General features: G+C 65.8%; 12 protein-coding genes. 5 read left to right on the top strand and 7 right to left on the bottom strand.

What is annotated here, in order from left to right:
- The first annotated feature begins 26 nt into the window (after positions 1-26).
- Both J1M87_RS18365 and J1M87_RS18360 read left to right on the top strand, forming a co-directional pair.
- Entirely contained in the window at positions 27-2444 is a 2418-nt protein-coding gene (locus J1M87_RS18365; RefSeq protein WP_206490978.1) for a helicase-associated domain-containing protein, read from the top strand.
- A gap of 61 nt (positions 2445-2505) precedes the next feature.
- Positions 2506-4791, top strand: a complete 2286-nt coding sequence (locus J1M87_RS18360) for a DNA polymerase III subunit gamma and tau (protein WP_206490977.1) — start codon at positions 2506-2508, stop codon at positions 4789-4791.
- 12 nt (positions 4792-4803) lie between these two features.
- Here J1M87_RS18360 and J1M87_RS18355 read toward each other — a convergent pair whose 3' ends face one another.
- Positions 4804-5040 (bottom strand): hypothetical protein, encoded by a 237-nt coding sequence (locus tag J1M87_RS18355; protein ID WP_206490975.1) that lies wholly within the window; start codon positions 5038-5040, stop codon positions 4804-4806.
- A 234-nt stretch (positions 5041-5274) separates the two neighbouring features.
- Here J1M87_RS18355 and J1M87_RS18350 point away from each other — a divergent pair, with 234 nt between their 5' ends.
- Complete coding sequence (locus J1M87_RS18350; RefSeq protein ID WP_206490973.1) at positions 5275-6486, top strand: acetyl-CoA C-acetyltransferase; 1212 nt, start codon at positions 5275-5277, stop codon at positions 6484-6486.
- A gap of 9 nt (positions 6487-6495) precedes the next feature.
- Entirely contained in the window at positions 6496-8631 is a 2136-nt protein-coding gene (locus tag J1M87_RS18345; RefSeq protein ID WP_206490971.1) for a 3-hydroxyacyl-CoA dehydrogenase NAD-binding domain-containing protein, read from the top strand.
- Positions 8632-8673: 42 nt separating this feature from the next.
- On the opposite strand, the gene J1M87_RS18340 is transcribed toward J1M87_RS18345, so the two are convergent.
- The 4 genes from J1M87_RS18340 to mihF are packed head-to-tail and all read right to left on the bottom strand — an operon-like array spanning position 8674 to position 11389.
- Complete coding sequence (locus J1M87_RS18340) at positions 8674-9345, bottom strand: GntR family transcriptional regulator (RefSeq protein WP_206490969.1); 672 nt, start codon at positions 9343-9345, stop codon at positions 8674-8676.
- Between the two features lie 13 nt (positions 9346-9358).
- Complete coding sequence (locus tag J1M87_RS18335) at positions 9359-10531, bottom strand: cation:proton antiporter (RefSeq protein WP_206490967.1); 1173 nt, start codon at positions 10529-10531, stop codon at positions 9359-9361.
- Between the two features lie 19 nt (positions 10532-10550).
- A complete protein-coding gene (locus tag J1M87_RS18330) occupies positions 10551-11033 on the bottom strand; it encodes a cation:proton antiporter regulatory subunit (RefSeq protein WP_206490966.1) in 483 nt (160 codons plus the stop codon).
- 41 nt (positions 11034-11074) lie between these two features.
- Positions 11075-11389, bottom strand: a complete 315-nt coding sequence (gene mihF / locus J1M87_RS18325) for an integration host factor, actinobacterial type (protein WP_008712632.1) — start codon at positions 11387-11389, stop codon at positions 11075-11077.
- A 304-nt stretch (positions 11390-11693) separates the two neighbouring features.
- On the opposite strand from mihF, the gene J1M87_RS18320 reads away from it, so the two are divergent.
- Positions 11694-12749 (top strand): serine aminopeptidase domain-containing protein, encoded by a 1056-nt coding sequence (locus J1M87_RS18320; protein ID WP_206490964.1) that lies wholly within the window; start codon positions 11694-11696, stop codon positions 12747-12749.
- On the opposite strand, the gene J1M87_RS18315 is transcribed toward J1M87_RS18320, so the two are convergent.
- Together J1M87_RS18315 and J1M87_RS18310 are read right to left on the bottom strand one after the other, a co-directional pair.
- The gene (locus J1M87_RS18315) at positions 12705-13643 is read right to left on the bottom strand and encodes an oxygenase MpaB family protein (RefSeq protein ID WP_206490963.1); all 939 of its coding nucleotides are present in this window, start codon (positions 13641-13643) and stop codon (positions 12705-12707) included. The genes J1M87_RS18320 and J1M87_RS18315 overlap by 45 nt on opposite strands.
- Before the next feature lie 2 nt (positions 13644-13645).
- The gene (locus tag J1M87_RS18310; RefSeq protein WP_206490962.1) at positions 13646-15142 is read right to left on the bottom strand and encodes an aldehyde dehydrogenase family protein; all 1497 of its coding nucleotides are present in this window, start codon (positions 15140-15142) and stop codon (positions 13646-13648) included.
- Between the last annotated feature and the right edge of the window lie 16 nt (positions 15143-15158).

Below are 15158 nucleotides of genomic sequence, written 5' to 3'. Positions count from 1 at the left end.
GGCAGAACATTCACCGGGGGGATCAGATGACCGACAGCATGGGGACGTACGAGGGGTGGCTGGCCTCGCTCGACGAGGACGCACTGACCGCTCTGCTGCGCCGTCGACCCGATGTGGCCACCGACCCACCTCCGCGTTCGTTCGGACTGCTCGCACAGTTGCTCGGCTCCACGCGCCGAGTGTCGGCCCTGCCTCGAAAACTCGATCGAGGCTCGCTCGGTCTACTCGAATTGTTCGCCCTCATGGGCGATCTGAGCCGCGCCGAGATCGGTCACTGGACGGGCGAAGGAGTATCGAACGAGACCGAACACATCGATGCTGCGCTGGCCACTCTGACGTCGTACGGACTGATCTGGCCGTATACCGCGCCCGGCTCCGGCACTGTCGAATACCGTCCCGTCGATCTGTCCGGGGTGTTCTCTCGTCCTTTCGGGCTTGCTCTTCGGCAGCGAAAGTTGTTCCTGCACTGCGCCGTCGAGCAGGATCGATTGGCGTTACTGTCGGTGCTCGGTATCGACCCCGAGCTCGATCGAGCGGCCCGTGCTGACGCCGTGGCCGCTGCGATGACGCCCGATCGCATCCGAGCATTGTTCGACGACGGACCTCCCGAGATGCGAGAGATGTTGTCTCGCTTCGTCGATGGTCAACCGGTGTCGCTGATCTTCGATGTTCCACCCGCCGCCGGCGCGGCCGCATACGAGCGCGGGTTGCTGTATCGACTGGACGGGCACCGCGTCGAGATGCCGTTGGAAGTGAGCATCGCCCTGCGAGGGGCGGGGTGGCAGTTGCCCATCGAACTCTGTCCCCCGAGCTTTGCCACTCGCACACTCTCGCAGGACGACGTGCGGCGCACGCGTTCGATTGCCCTGCTGCAGTTCTGCGAGCACACTCAGGCGTTGCTGGCAGCCGTCGACACCGATGGCCTGACGATGATGAAGACCGGCGGCGTGAGCGCCAAAGAGCTTCGGTCGCTGACCAGCAGGCTCGGGTTCGCCGACGAACAGGCCACCGCGCTGATGCTGATGCTGGCGCGTGCAGCCGGACTGATCACCGAACGAGGAAAAACCGACGTCGCGCTCACCTCCACCTACGAGATTTGGTCGACGAGCACCCGAGCCGAGCAGGCCGCTGTGTTGCTGGCGGCCTGGTGGTGCTCGCCGTCGACGCCTACCCATCGAGTGCCTCAGGCCTCCCGGAAAACCGTGCCGGTGCTCAAGAAGATGCTCGACGACCCCGCGGCAGCGGACCTGCGCACGACGGCGCTGACAGCTCTGCTCCGATACGAGGACGCCGACTCGCCGATGACGGTTCTGCACGATTCCGAGGACTTCGCCCGCTACCTCGACTGGCGCATACCCGTGGTGTCGACGAGCGCCGGGGCAGGTCATGTGCGCGCGCTCTGGACCGAAGCCACTCGACTCGGACTGCTGGCCGACGGCGCACCGACCGACCTGTGCGGCATCCTCACGGATTTTCCCGTCGGTCGAGACGGCGATCCGAGTCGGATCGGCGAGGTTCTGACGGCGCAGTTGCAGGACATGGCCGACCTGGTGCCGTTCTCGGTTCGGTTGCTGCCCGACTCGACGGCGGTGGTCACCGGACCACCCAGCACGGCGGTGGCGTCGATTCTCGGCGCGGCAGCGCAGCCCGAGTCGAGGGAAGTGGCGTCGGTCTGGCGATTCACCCCGGCGACGATTCGCAGCTTCTTCGACACCGGCGGCACCGGCGACGAGCTGATCGATGCGTTGACGGAAATGGCCGAGGGCGAGATCCCCCAGGCGCTGGCGTACACGATCAGAGACTGCTGGCGCAGCTACGGAGCGCTGGCCGTGCGCAAGATTCCCTGCGCCGTCGTCTCCGAGGACGAGGTATTGCTGACGAACATCGAGGCCGACGACGCCCTGGCCGTGCTCGAGTTCCAGCGACTCGCGCCCACCGTCCTGATCAGCTCGGCCACGCCGATCGACACCATCACCGTGCTCCGCAGACACGGATACTTTCCGGTGCGGCACTCCGATACCGGCCAACTCGAGATCGCCGGACCGAGCCGGGTCCGCGCCGCTGCATCGCGCCGGGTCCGCGCCGCTGCATCGCGCCGATCGCACGCGAGCGTCCATGTTCCACGAGGTCGACGCGATCCACGCGAGCTGGCGCGGCTGTTACGAGCCGGTGACGTCGAGACCGTCGACGACGCACGGGTGCGGTCTTCGCTCGGCCACCACAGCCGACTGCTGCCGCGCGATCTCGATCTGTTGGCCGACGCCGCAGCCCGGGGCACACCCGTCTCGATCGACTACCAGAACTCCAGGGGTGCCATCGTGCGGCACGCGATCTCGGACGCACTGCAGGACGGCAACTGGCTGTTCGCCCTGTCGGACTCCACCGGAACGCGGGAAAGCTTCGCGATCATGAACATCAGGGCAGTGTCCGCAGGCCAACGATGACATCACTGGCAGACCGACGCGCGATGCAACTGTGTCCGTGGTCGCCGGTACCCTTTCGGGCGTGGCCCTCTACCGGAAGTACCGTCCCGCGACGTTCGCCGAAGTCGTCGGTCAGGAGCACGTCACCGAACCGATCAGCGTGGCGCTCGATTCCAACAGAATCAACCACGCCTACCTCTTCTCCGGTCCGCGTGGCTGCGGAAAGACCTCCTCCGCGCGCATCCTCGCCCGATCGCTGAACTGCGCCGAAGGTCCGACGTCCACGCCGTGCGGGGTGTGCAACTCCTGCGTTGCCCTCGCACCCGGTGGCCCCGGCAACTTCGACGTCGTCGAGATGGACGCGGCCAGCCACGGTGGCGTCGACGATGCCCGTGATCTGCGAGACAAGGCCGTGTACGCCCCCGCCGAGTCGCGCTATGTCATCTTCATCATCGACGAGGCACACATGGTGACCCCGGCGGGGTTCAACGCGCTGCTCAAGGTCGTCGAGGAACCGCCCGAGCACCTCGTGTTCATCTTCGCGACCACCGAGCCCGAGAAGGTGCTCCCCACCATCCGCTCGCGCACCCACCACTACCCGTTCCGACTGCTCGCGCCGTCGACGATGCGCGTTCTGCTCGAGAAGATCTGCGACCAAGAACAGGTCCCGGTCGAGGATGCGGTCTACCCGTTGGTCATCCGCGCCGGCGGTGGGTCACCCCGTGACTCGCTCAGCGTCATGGATCAGCTGCTCGCCGGAGCGGGCCCCGAGGGCGTCACCTACCCGCGGGCGCTGTCGCTGCTCGGCGTCACCGATGTCGCACTCATCGACGAGGCCGTCGACGCATTGGCCGCAGGGGACGGCGGCGCACTGTTCGGCACCGTCGACAAGGTGATGGACGCAGGCCACGACCCACGCCGCTTCGCCATCGACCTCCTCGATCGGCTGCGCGATCTGATCCTGATGAAGGCCGTGCCCGACGCCGGAGAACGCGGTCTGGTCGACGTACCGGGCGACGTACTCGAGCGACTGCGTGACGAGGCCGATCTGCTCGGCTCGGCCACCCTGACTCGCTACGCCGAGATCGTGCACTCCGGTCTCGGCGAGATGCGCGGTGCCACCGCGCCGCGGCTGCTGCTCGAAGTGATGTGCGCCCGGATGCTGTTGCCCTCGGCCTCGGACGCGGAATCGGCGGTGCTGCAACGGCTGGAGCGGGTGGAACGTCGGCTCGACGTCACCCTTCCGGCCGGCGAGCAGGCCGCCGTCGCGCAGGCATCGGCAGATCCGACGCGACCGCAACTGCAGCCGTCCGAGCAGCAGGCACCCTCGGGTCCGGCACCGGTGAACAAGTTCCAGCGACCGTCCCAACGCCCACCGGCCGCGGAGCCGGCGGCCGCCGCACCGGCACCAGCTCCCGTAGCGCCCACACCCGCTGCCTCGATTCCCACACCAGCACCAGAGCCGACACCAGCACCGGCACGGCCCGAACCGGTTCCGACGCCCGAGCCTGCTCCCACGCCCGAGCCTGCTCCCACGCCGCAGCCGACTCCGGAACCCGAGCCCGCTCCCACGCCCGAACCCGCTCCCAGGTCAGAGCCGACCCCGGATCCTGTACCTGCGCAGCAGGACCCGACGGTGTCCGCCCCGGCGGCACACGAGGACTTCCCGCCCGAGCCCGAGGACGACTACGGACCCGAACCGGAGCCGGTGTTCGAACCGGAACCCGAGCCCGCAGCGGTGCCGGAGACGGCATCGAACGAGCCGGACGCCGCTGCGGTTCGCGCGGTGTGGTCCGAGGTGCGCACGAAGGTACGGGACCGGAGCCGGACCGTCGAGGTGATGCTCTCCGGTGCCTCGGTGCGCGCAGTCGAGAACGGCACCATCACCCTCGGCCACGATTCGGCACCGCTGGCGAAGCGACTCGAGGAGCCGCGCAACGCCGACGTCATTCGCGACGCACTGCGTGATGTCTTCGGTGTCGAGTGGTCGGTGGTATGTCTGGTCGGCGCTGCAGCACCACCGGAACAGTCATCGGCAAAAAAAGATGAACCGGCAGCGAAACCCGCGTCGCTGCCGAAGTTCTCGAGGCCGAGCCAGGCAGGGGCTCCCCGTCCCACCTCGGACGGCTTCGGATCAGCGGGCGATGGAACAGCCGCAGACGTGGATATTCCGATGCCCGAGGCACCGGATTACCCCGACGAGCCCGAGCCGGTAGGACCGCCGCCACCGGAGACACCCGAGGACGAGGAAGAGCTGCTCAAGGCCGCGGCCGAGCCTGCCGATCCGACGGTTCGCCGGGACCCGGAAACGGTCGCGATGGAGCTGTTGGTCAGCGAACTGGGAGCGGTACCGCTCAAGGAGACCTGACGGGCGGGTGCTTCAGCCGGCAGTCAGATCCTCGTTGTCGGCGAACACGAGTCGTCCGCTGTCCAAGGCGACCGCCCAGCGTCTGGCCACTGCCCATTCTCGTGACGTCGAGTCGGATGGTTGCACACCGAAGTCCTCGACGATCGCACCCGCTTCGCGGGTTTCCTGGCCGTCGGCATCGTCAGTGGCGGGTGTCCGAATGAGTACTTTGACACGCGAACCCACGGTCAATTCGTTGTCGGTTTCCATGGTCGGTCTTCTTCCGCGCTCGGTAGATCTGATCTTTCGGTGTGTCCCCGGCGCGCGTCGTTCAAACCTGAATCAGAGCATCGGGTCATGTACAACGCTCGTTTCGGTCCTTACCCGCGCTCTTCCTGCGGACATACGCTGGCATGAGCTGGGGTCTGTCATGGCCTCGCACCGACGCGGTCGGCCGGGACGGCGACCGCACGAAGATCGAGTATCTGGAAGGAACTGCGCGCTGTGACTACAGAGGCATTCATATACGAGGCCATCAGGACTCCCCGAGGCAAGGGAAAGAACGGCTCGCTGCACTCGGTGAAGCCGATCTCCCTGGTGACGGGTCTGATCGACGAACTCCGTCGACGTTTCCCGGACATGGACGAGAACCGTATCTCCGACCTCATTCTCGGCGTGGTCTCACCCGTCGGAGACCAGGGGGCAGACATCGCCCGCACGGCCGTACTCGCTGCGAAGATGCCCGATACCGTCGGCGGGTTTCAGCTCAACCGCTTCTGCGCGTCCGGTCTCGAAGCAGTCAATCTGGCCGCACAGAAGGTGCGTTCGGGCTGGGACGAACTCGTCATCGCAGGCGGCGTCGAGTCGATGTCGCGCGTGCCGATGGGCAGTGACGGCGGCGCATGGGCCATGGACCCTGCCACCAACTACGACACCTACTTCGCCCCGCAGGGCATCGGCGCCGATCTCATCGCGACGATCGAAGGATTCACCCGCGAGGACGTCGACGCGTATGCCGTGCAGTCCCAGGAACGTGCCGCGGCAGCGTGGTCGGGTGGCTACTTCACCAAGTCCGTCGTCCCGGTCACCGACCAGAACGGTCTGATGATCCTCGACCACGACGAGCACATGCGCCCGGGTAGCACCGTGGAATCGCTCGGCAAGCTGAACCCGGCCTTCACCGGGATCGCGGCCATGGGCGGGTTCGACGACGTCGCCCTGCAGAAGTACCACTGGATCGAGAAGATCGATCACGTCCACACCGGCGGCAACAGCTCCGGCATCGTCGACGGTTCGGCTCTCGTCCTCGTCGGCAGCGAGCAGGCAGGCAAAGACCTGAACATGGTGCCGCGGGCGCGGATCGTCGCGACCGCTACCAGCGGTGCCGATACGACCATCATGCTCACCGGCCCGACCCCGGCGTCGAAGAAGGTTCTGGCGACTGCGGGACTGACCGTCGACGACATCGATCTCTTCGAGCTCAACGAGGCGTTCGCCTCCGTCGTGCTGCGGTTCCAGAAGGATCTGAAGATCCCGAACGAGAAGCTCAACGTCAACGGCGGCGCCATTGCCATGGGACACCCGCTCGGTGCCACCGGAGCCATGATCACCGGAACCGTGCTCGACGAGCTCGAGCGCCGCGGCGGCCGATACGCCTTGATCACCCTGTGCATCGGCGGCGGCATGGGCGTTGCCACCATCATCGAGCGAGTCTGAGGTAGAGCCATGAGCAACAACATGATCCAGTGGGACCAGGACGCCGACGGCATTGTCGTTCTGACGATGGACGACCCCAACCAGGGCGCCAACACGATGAACCAGCTGTACAAGGATTCGATGGGTGCCACCGTCGATCGCCTCGAAGCCGAGGTCGAATCCATCACCGGTGTCGTGATCACCTCGGCCAAGAAGACGTTCTTCGCCGGCGGAGATCTGCACACTCTCATCGCCGCCAAGCCCGAGGACGCCCAGCGGGTGTTCGACGAGGTTCAGGAAGTCAAGGGGCAGCTGCGCCGTATCGAGAAGCTCGGTAAGCCGGTCGTGTCCGCCATCAACGGCGCGGCGCTGGGCGGCGGACTCGAGATCGCCCTCGCAACGCACCACCGCATCGCGGCCGATGTGTCCGGCGTGCAGATCGGTCTGCCCGAGGTCTCGCTCGGCCTGCTGCCCGGCGGCGGCGGCGTTGCGCGCATCACGCGACTGCTCGGCATTCAGACCGGCTTCATGGCCGTCCTCGCCCAAGGCACCCGGTTCCGTCCGGCGAAGGCCCTCGAGATCGGGCTGGTGCACGAATTGGTCGGCAGCATCGAGGAATTGGTGCCCACCGCCAAGGCGTGGATCAAGGCCAACCCGGAGGGTGGCGTCGCACCGTGGGACGAGAAGGGCTACAAGATTCCCGGCGGCACACCTTCGAACCCGAAGCTCGCGCAGATCCTGCCTGCATTCCCGTCCAACCTGCGTAAGCAGATCAAGGGCGCGCCGATGCCGGCTCCTCGCGCAATTCTCGCTGCGGCAGTGGAGGGCGCGCAGGTCGACTTCGACAGTGCGTGCACCATCGAGTCGCGGTACTTCACCGAGTTGGTCACCGGTCCGGTGTCCAAGAACATGATTCAGGCGTTCTTCTTCGATCTGCAGGCCATCAACGCAGGCAAGTCCCGTCCCGACGGCATCGAGAAGACCACCTTCACCAAGGTCGCGGTTCTCGGCGCAGGCATGATGGGCGCAGGTATCGCATACGTGTGTGCCAAGGCCGGAATCGACGTGGTGCTCAAGGACGTTGCCCTCGAGGCGGCGCAGAAGGGCAAGGCGTACTCGGAAGGCATCGAGGCCAAGGCTCTCTCGCGTGGCAAGACCACTCAGGAGAAGTCGGACGCTCTTCTCGCCCGTATCCATCCGACGGCCGATGCCAAGGACGTCGAGGGTGCAGATCTGGTCATCGAGGCCGTCTTCGAGTCGGAAGAGCTGAAGCAGAAGGTGTTCCAGGAGATCGAGGATCTCGTCGATCCGGCGGCGCTGCTCGGTTCCAACACCTCGACGCTGCCCATCACGAGCTTGGCTCAGGGCATCAAGCGTCAGGAAGATTTCATCGGAATCCACTTCTTCTCACCGGTCGACAAGATGCCGCTCGTGGAGATCATCCGCGGCGAGAAGACCTCGGATGCGGCGTTGGCCAAGGCATTCGACCTGGTGCAGATCATCAAGAAGACCCCCATCGTCGTCAACGACAGTCGCGGCTTCTTCACCTCGCGCGTCATCGGTACGTTCATCAACGAGGCGATCGCGATGCTGGGCGAGGGGGTCGAGCCGTCGTCCATCGAGCAGGCCGGTCTGCAGGCGGGCTACCCGGCCGCACCGCTGCAGCTCTCGGATGAGCTCACCCTCAACCTGATGCAGAAGATCCGCAAGGAAACCTACGACGCCATCAAGGCGGCCGGTGGAACTCCTCCCGAGGATCCGGCAGGCGAGGTCATCGACAAGATGGTCGACGAGTTCGAGCGTCCGTCGAAGGCCAAGGGTGCGGGCTTCTACGAGTACGAGGACGGTAAGCGGGCCGGGCTGTGGCCGGGACTGCGGGATGCGTTCAAGTCGGGTTCGGCGGACATTCCGTTCGAGGACCTCAAGGAGCGGATGCTGTTCATCGAAGCCATCGAGACGCAGAAGTGCTTCGACGAGGGTGTCCTCAACACCAGCGCCGACGCCAATATCGGCTCGATTTTCGGGATCGGCTTCCCGGCGTGGACGGGTGGAGTGCACCAGTACGTCGTCGGCTACCCGGGAGGTCAGGCCGGATTCGTTGCTCGTGCAGACGAGCTGGCGAAGAAGTACGGAGAGCGCTTCACCGTGCCTGCGTCGCTGCGCTGACCCGTCGTGCGCCTTTTGCGTACATATAGGTACGCAAAAGGCTCACGAGGGCGAAGCCCGATGGGCGATCAACCGATCGGCGCCGTCTGTGAATTGTTGTCTCATCAATTCGCAGGCGGCGTCGACGTCGTTTCGAACGAGCGCAGAGATGAAGTCCTCGTGGTTGCGCACCGCGGCACGTCCCCAGCTGCGATCGGTGGCATAGAGACGAGTGGGCGTGTATCGAGTGGCGTTGTTGAGGAACCATGCCAACTTCGCGGATTCGGCGAGCCGGTTGAGCACCCGGTGGAACTCGAACTCGTAGTTCTCGACGTCCTCGGGCCTGCCGTTCTCGACGGCGACGGACAACGACGCGCAGATGCCGGTCAGCTGGGCGAGTTCGGTCTCGGTGATCCTCGGGGCTGCTCGACGCACCAGTTCCACGGCGATTCGGCCCTGAAGCCAGAAGATATCGACGATGTCGTTCGGAGTGAGCGCAGACACCACGTATCCGCGATGCGGGACGAGTTCGACGATGCCTTCTCCGCGCAAGGTCAGCAATGCCTCGCGGACCGGGGTGACGCTCACCCCGAGCTCGGCGGCGGTCTCGTCGAGTCGGATGAAGTCTCCCGGACTCACCTCGCCGGACATCACTCGGTGTCGAAGGTGACTTGCCACCTCCTCCGACAGCTGCGGCCGTCGGCGAAGAACGGATGCTCGACGCTTCTCCACCATGGCGGTCAGCCAATCACACGGCGGGCGCGCCGCGTAGTACTGCCTTCGCGACCGGCTCGGCGACGCGCGCAGCGATCGGGCCCAGGATCGCCATCAACAGCACGTACGCCGTCGCCAACGCCGCCAGTTCACCCTCCACTGCGCCGGCAGCCACCGCCAGCCCGGCGATGACGATGGAGAACTCTCCGCGCGCCACCAGGGCCGCACCCGCACGTAGTCGGCCGGCTCTGCCGATGCCCTGACGCCCCGCGGCCCACCAGCCGGTTGCGACCTTGGTGGCCGTTGTCGACACCGCGAGCACGACGGCCCAGCCCAGCACCGGAGGGATGGTCGAGGGATCGGTGGCCAGACCGAACACCACGAAGAACATCGCCGCGAACAGGTCGCGCAGTGGTTCGAGGACGCGGGTGGCGTTGTCGGCCGTCGAACCGGAGATCGCGATGCCGAGCAGGAATGCACCGACGGCCGCCGAGACCTGCAGCTCCGACGCGATGCCTGCGACCAGCAGAGCGGACCCCAGGACTTTGAGCAGTACGACCTCGCGGTCGGGACTGTCGACGATTGCGGAGACGAACCGGCCGTAGCGCAGCGCAACGACCAGCACGAAGGTGATGACGAGCAGGGAGATGCCGAGGGCTTCGAGCCCGCCGAGGAAGCTGACTCCGCTCAGCACTGCGGTGAGTATCGGCAGGTAGATGGCCATCGCGAGGTCCTCGAACACCAGGATGGACAGCACGACGGGTGTTTCGCGGTTGCCCAGTCTGCCCAGATCGGTGAGGACTTTGGCGATGATGCCCGAGGACGAGATGTAGGTGACGCCGCCCATGACGAGCGCTCCGACTCCGCCCCAGCCGAGCAGCAACGCGACCACTGCACCCGGCGCGAAGTTCAGGACGATGTCCACCACTCCGGCCATCCAGGATCGGCGCAGTCCGGTGACGAGTTCGGTGGCGGTGTATTCGAGTCCCAGCAGGAGCAGCAGCAGGATGACGCCGATTTCGCTGGCGATTTCGCTGAATTCGTCGATGCCGCCGAGGGTGACGATGCCGCCATTGCCGAAGGCCAGGCCGCCGAGCAGATAGAAGGGGATGGGGGAGACGCCGATGCGGCCTGCGAGTCGAGCGAGGAGGCCGAGGACGAAGAACACTGCGCCCAGCTCGGTGAGGGCGATCGCGCTCTCGGCCATCGCTCAGCCCCGACTGATCTCAGGCACTGCCGAGCAACTTGGCTGCGGCGTCGAGTCCATCCGCTGTGCCGACGGCAACCAACAGGTCACCTGCGGCGAGAGTGAAGTCGGGGGTGGGTGAGGGTTGTACCTGGCCTGCGCGCATGACGGCGACGACCGATACTCCGGTTTTGGTGCGCATGGTGGTGTCGCCGAGTGTGCGGCTGACGAACCGGGAAGTGGCGCTGATGGGAAGTTGACGGGTGTTGATTCCGGGGAGGTCGCGATGCTCTTCCCCGAGTTGGGCGATGAGTTGCGGCGACCCGAGCAGATTGCCCAGGGCCGCCGCTTCCTCATTGCTCAACGTGATCGATGCCTGCGTCGCATCGGGGTCGTCCTTGCGCGAGACGATCAGCTCGTTCGCGCCGTCCTTGAGGGTGATGACGCCTATGCGGCGCCCGGAAGCGAGGGCGAAATCTTTCCGCACCCCGATTCCGGGCAGCAGGGTCACTTCGACGTTCATGGTCGAAATGCTAGCCCTGCAGGCACCGCACTACAGCAGGATCAGGATGCGACGGCAGCCAGAAGCGCTTCGCGCTGGTTGGCACCGAGGCCACCGATACGACGGGTATCGGCGATGGACAGCTGCTCGAGCAGCTGTGCGGCGCGCACGGATCCAACACCCGGAAGGGCCTTGATCAGGGCGGACACCTTGGTCTTCTTGACGATCTCGTCGTTCTCCGCCTTGGCGAGAACGTCAGCGACGCTGAGTTCGCCGGACTTGACGGATGCGAGCAGCTTCGACCGCGCAGTGCGTGCCTCGGCCGCCTTGGCCAGCGCCGCGGTGCGCTGTTCCGGTGTCAGTACTGGTAAAGCCATGGCCTGTTCTCCTCGATTGTGGTGACCCGTCGCTCGTTGACAGGTCTCGACCCTCTTGCATCGTGCCTGGTGGCTCTTCCAATCTAACCGAACAACACGGGTGTCATTACGGTCGAGCCACCGAACCTTCCCAGCCAGGCTACGTCCTATCGGATTCGTGGTGCGCCCCGACCAGCACTTGGGCCGTGCAGAGCCGCTGTATCGAGGGTGTTCGACGCCTCAGCTCGGTGCCGGCGGGGAGGATTTCCGGGCCCGAGGACTGCGTCGTATCCGGGCGGTCGGTCCGATTGTTAGATTGGTCAGTATGGTGCGCAGAGGACGAGTGATGACAGTGCTGGCCGCGTCGGCGATGCTGCTGCTGGCAGCTGCCGGCTCCGCCGCTGGTGACCCGATCAACGTTCCGTGGTCGCCGGACGACGCGCTCGATTCCGAGGTGAGCTTCGAGTCCGATGGCATCACCTACTACGGCAGCTTTCGCGCGCCGGTAGGGGACACACGCGGCATCGCTCTGGTGCTGCCGGGCAGTGGCCCGACCGATCGCAACGGAAACTCCGGAGATCTGCAGGTCAATTCGACGGCCTACGTTGCCGACGAGCTGTCCCGGCGCGGTATCGCGAGCCTGCGCTTCGACAAGCTCGGTGCAGGGGAAACCGGGCTGGGCGGCCTGGACCCGAACGACCTTCCCGGATTCGACGCGCAGGTGGACACAGCTGCCCACGCCTTGGCATTCCTCCAGCAGCGCACGGGCGTCGGGCCCGATCGCACCACGGTGATCGGGCACAGTGAGGGCGCGCTGACCGCATTGCGCCTGGCCGACGCGGACAGTGCGGCGTTCAGCCACATCGGCTTGCTGGAGCCGTTGGCGATCCGTTACCTCGACCTGCTCAGCGCACAGGTGAACCGCAACATCGACCAGGCGGTGGCGGTCGGCCAGTTCACCGAGGAGCAGGCCGCGTCGTCTCGGGACCGTTTCGCGCAGGCCGTCGCCGATATTCGCGCCGGTCGCACGTTGTCGGCCGAACCCGACCCGATCGTCGACGGTCTCGGACTGCGTGCCAACGCGCGGTTCCTGCGCGAGGCCGATGCCACCGACCCGGCGGATCTCGCTGCCGCGCTTCCGAGTACGTACTCCTCGTTCCTGACGTGTTCCGACAAGGATCTCAACGTCTCCTGCGGGCAGGTCGAGAACGTACGAGTGGCGCTCTCGCACACCGATCTCCACTTCGCGCACTTCGCCAACAGCTCGCACACGCTGGGCGAACTCGGTCCGTTGCCTGCCGATCCGAACACCGCGCTGGCACCGCTGCCGCTCTCGTCAGAGTTTCGTGATGCGTTCGGCGCGTGGGTGGACGGTCTCTGAGTTGCCCGCCCCCGCGGGGGCGGGGCTGCTGGGCGGCCGAACGCCGAGGTTCGCAGGCGTGTACCCCTGCGGGTAGTTCGGATACGTGCGGTTGGTGCCGGAGGTCGTCTTGGACACTCGCCGTTTGGGTAGCCACCGTTCCACTCGCGCCCGGGTCCGCAAACCTCGGTGTAGCGCCCTGCGCACTGTGAGCGAACCCGCCGGGAACCCGAATGCGCGAGCCATCGATTCGTCCATCATTGCCAGTACCCCGCGCCGAACCGCGGGTCGCAGCGGGCGGGGGAACCAGGACTCGAACAGCGCGAGTGTGTAGAGCCCGACGCGATGGTTGCTCTCGGTGAACCGGAAGTGCTGCTGCTCGTAGTCGAGCTTGAAACGGGCGAACTCCTGGAACGAATCCGGAATGTTCTTGATCCCCATCCGAATTCCCACGTTCCGGTAGAAGTGGAATGCTGCGAGGCGTTCGTTGGGGTGCAGGCGTCGCCACCCGAAGCGGTCGATCCAGTCCAGCGGCTCGTAGATGAACGTGGTGAGCACGTACAGCATGTCGTCGTTGGAGATCGTGTAGCGACCGTGCATTCGGTTGACCATGCGCAGCGATTCGCGACCGCGCGGCGAGTCGTAGCCGTGTTCGAGCATCTCGGCCATCAGCAACGACGTGTCGTCGTAACGCTTCTGCGGCCGGAACTCGAATTCGCCTGTCTTCTGCAACAATTCCGAGATCGACGGCACACAGTACGTACGGAACAGCGCGAACTCGAGTGCGCGCTGATAGTCGAAGGGAAACTCGTGCCCCGCGGTGATCCGGTGGATCGTGTGGCAGTCGCGCACCGGGTCGAGTTCCTCGATGCGGGCGAGCCAGCCGAAACGTCCGCGCTTCGGTGCGATGTCCATGATCAGCCCCGCCCGTGCCGAAGTTTCAGTGCCAGCACGGAGAGCTTCATGTTTCGGGCTTTGCGTCGCATCGTCAGCAGGTTCACCGGGGCCGCGAAACTCTGCACGGTCAGTGATTTGACGGTGCTGAACTCACGCAGGCCGTCGGCTCCGTGGATTCGGCCGAAGCCCGAATCGCCGGTGCCGCCGAACGGTAGAGCCGGAACCCCGGCGAATCCGAGCACCGAGTTCACCGTCACCATGCCGCAGTCGAGCTTCTCGGCTGCGCGTCGACCCGCCGCGGTGTCCCCGGTGAACACCGACGCCCCCAGTCCGTACTTGGAGGCGTTCGCTCGTTCGATGCCCTCGTCGAGATCCCGCACCTTGTTCACCACCACCGTCGGCCCGAAGGTCTCCTCGGTGATCGCGGTGGATTCCTCGGGCACCTCGGTCAGAATCACCGGATCGATGTACGGGCCGTGCAACGAATCGAGGCCGCCGACCACGGCCTTGCCGCCCCTGGCCAACGCGTCCTCGATCTGGCCGCGGACGATCTCGCTCTGCCTGGCCATGGTCATCGGGCCGTAGGACGAGGTCGTCGTGCCGCCGGGTCGCAATGCCTTGACCGCAGTGGTGAATTCGCTGACGAATCGGTCGTACACCGGCGCTGCCACGTAGATTCTCTCGACACCCGCGCAGGTCTGACCGGCATTGCCCATCGCTCCGAATGTCGCGAATTCCACGGCGGCACCGATGTCGGCGTCCGAGTCGACCAACATCGCATCCTTGCCACCACACTCGGCTATCAGTGGCGTCAGCGTTGTGGCGCACGTGGCCATGACCTTCTTGGCGGTGGCCGTGGAACCGGTGAATGCGATCTTGTCGACGCCCGATTCGACCAGGGCCGTGCCGGTGGAGCCGTCACCGGTGACGGTCTGGAACACGGGGTGCGGGCAGGCGAGCGAGGCCCATTTCTCGGCGAGCCAGACGCCGACGCCAGGAGTGAGTTCGCTGGGCTTGAACACGACGGTGTTGCCGGCTGCGAGTGCGTACGCGATCGAACCCATGGGGGTGTACAGCGGGTAGTTCCACGGTCCGATGACGCCGACGACGCCGAACGGGCGGTATCCCACGTACGCCTTCTGATTGATCGCCAGCAGGCCCGATCCGACCTTCCGTTGCCGAAGCGTCGTGGCCGCATTGCGCGCGGACCAGTCGAGATGTTCGACGCCGAGCATGACCTCGAGCAACGAGTCCTCGGATGGCTTGCCTGTTTCGGCGGCGATGACGGCAGCGAGGTCCGCTGCATCGCGTGCGATGGCGGACTTGTACTCGAGAAGCCATCGTCTGCGTCCGGCGAAGCCCTGGGCGTCCCACCATCGCGCGGCCGACCGGGCGCGTGCCACGACGGCCTCCACCTCGGCGGAGTTCGCGACCGGGTAGGTGGCGAGGACGGCTCCTGTTCGTGGGTCCAGGCTTTCGAAGGTGGCCTCGGTGGTTCGTTCGATCTGGTCCGTCACGAGCTCTGCCCTCCAG

Origin of the sequence: Rhodococcus sp. KRD162, from assembly GCF_017168335.1 — a bacterium.
Lineage (GTDB): Bacteria > Actinomycetota > Actinomycetes > Mycobacteriales > Mycobacteriaceae > Rhodococcoides.
Note: the sequence above shows the minus strand (reverse complement) of the source record. Positions and strands in the feature narration are given on the sequence as shown.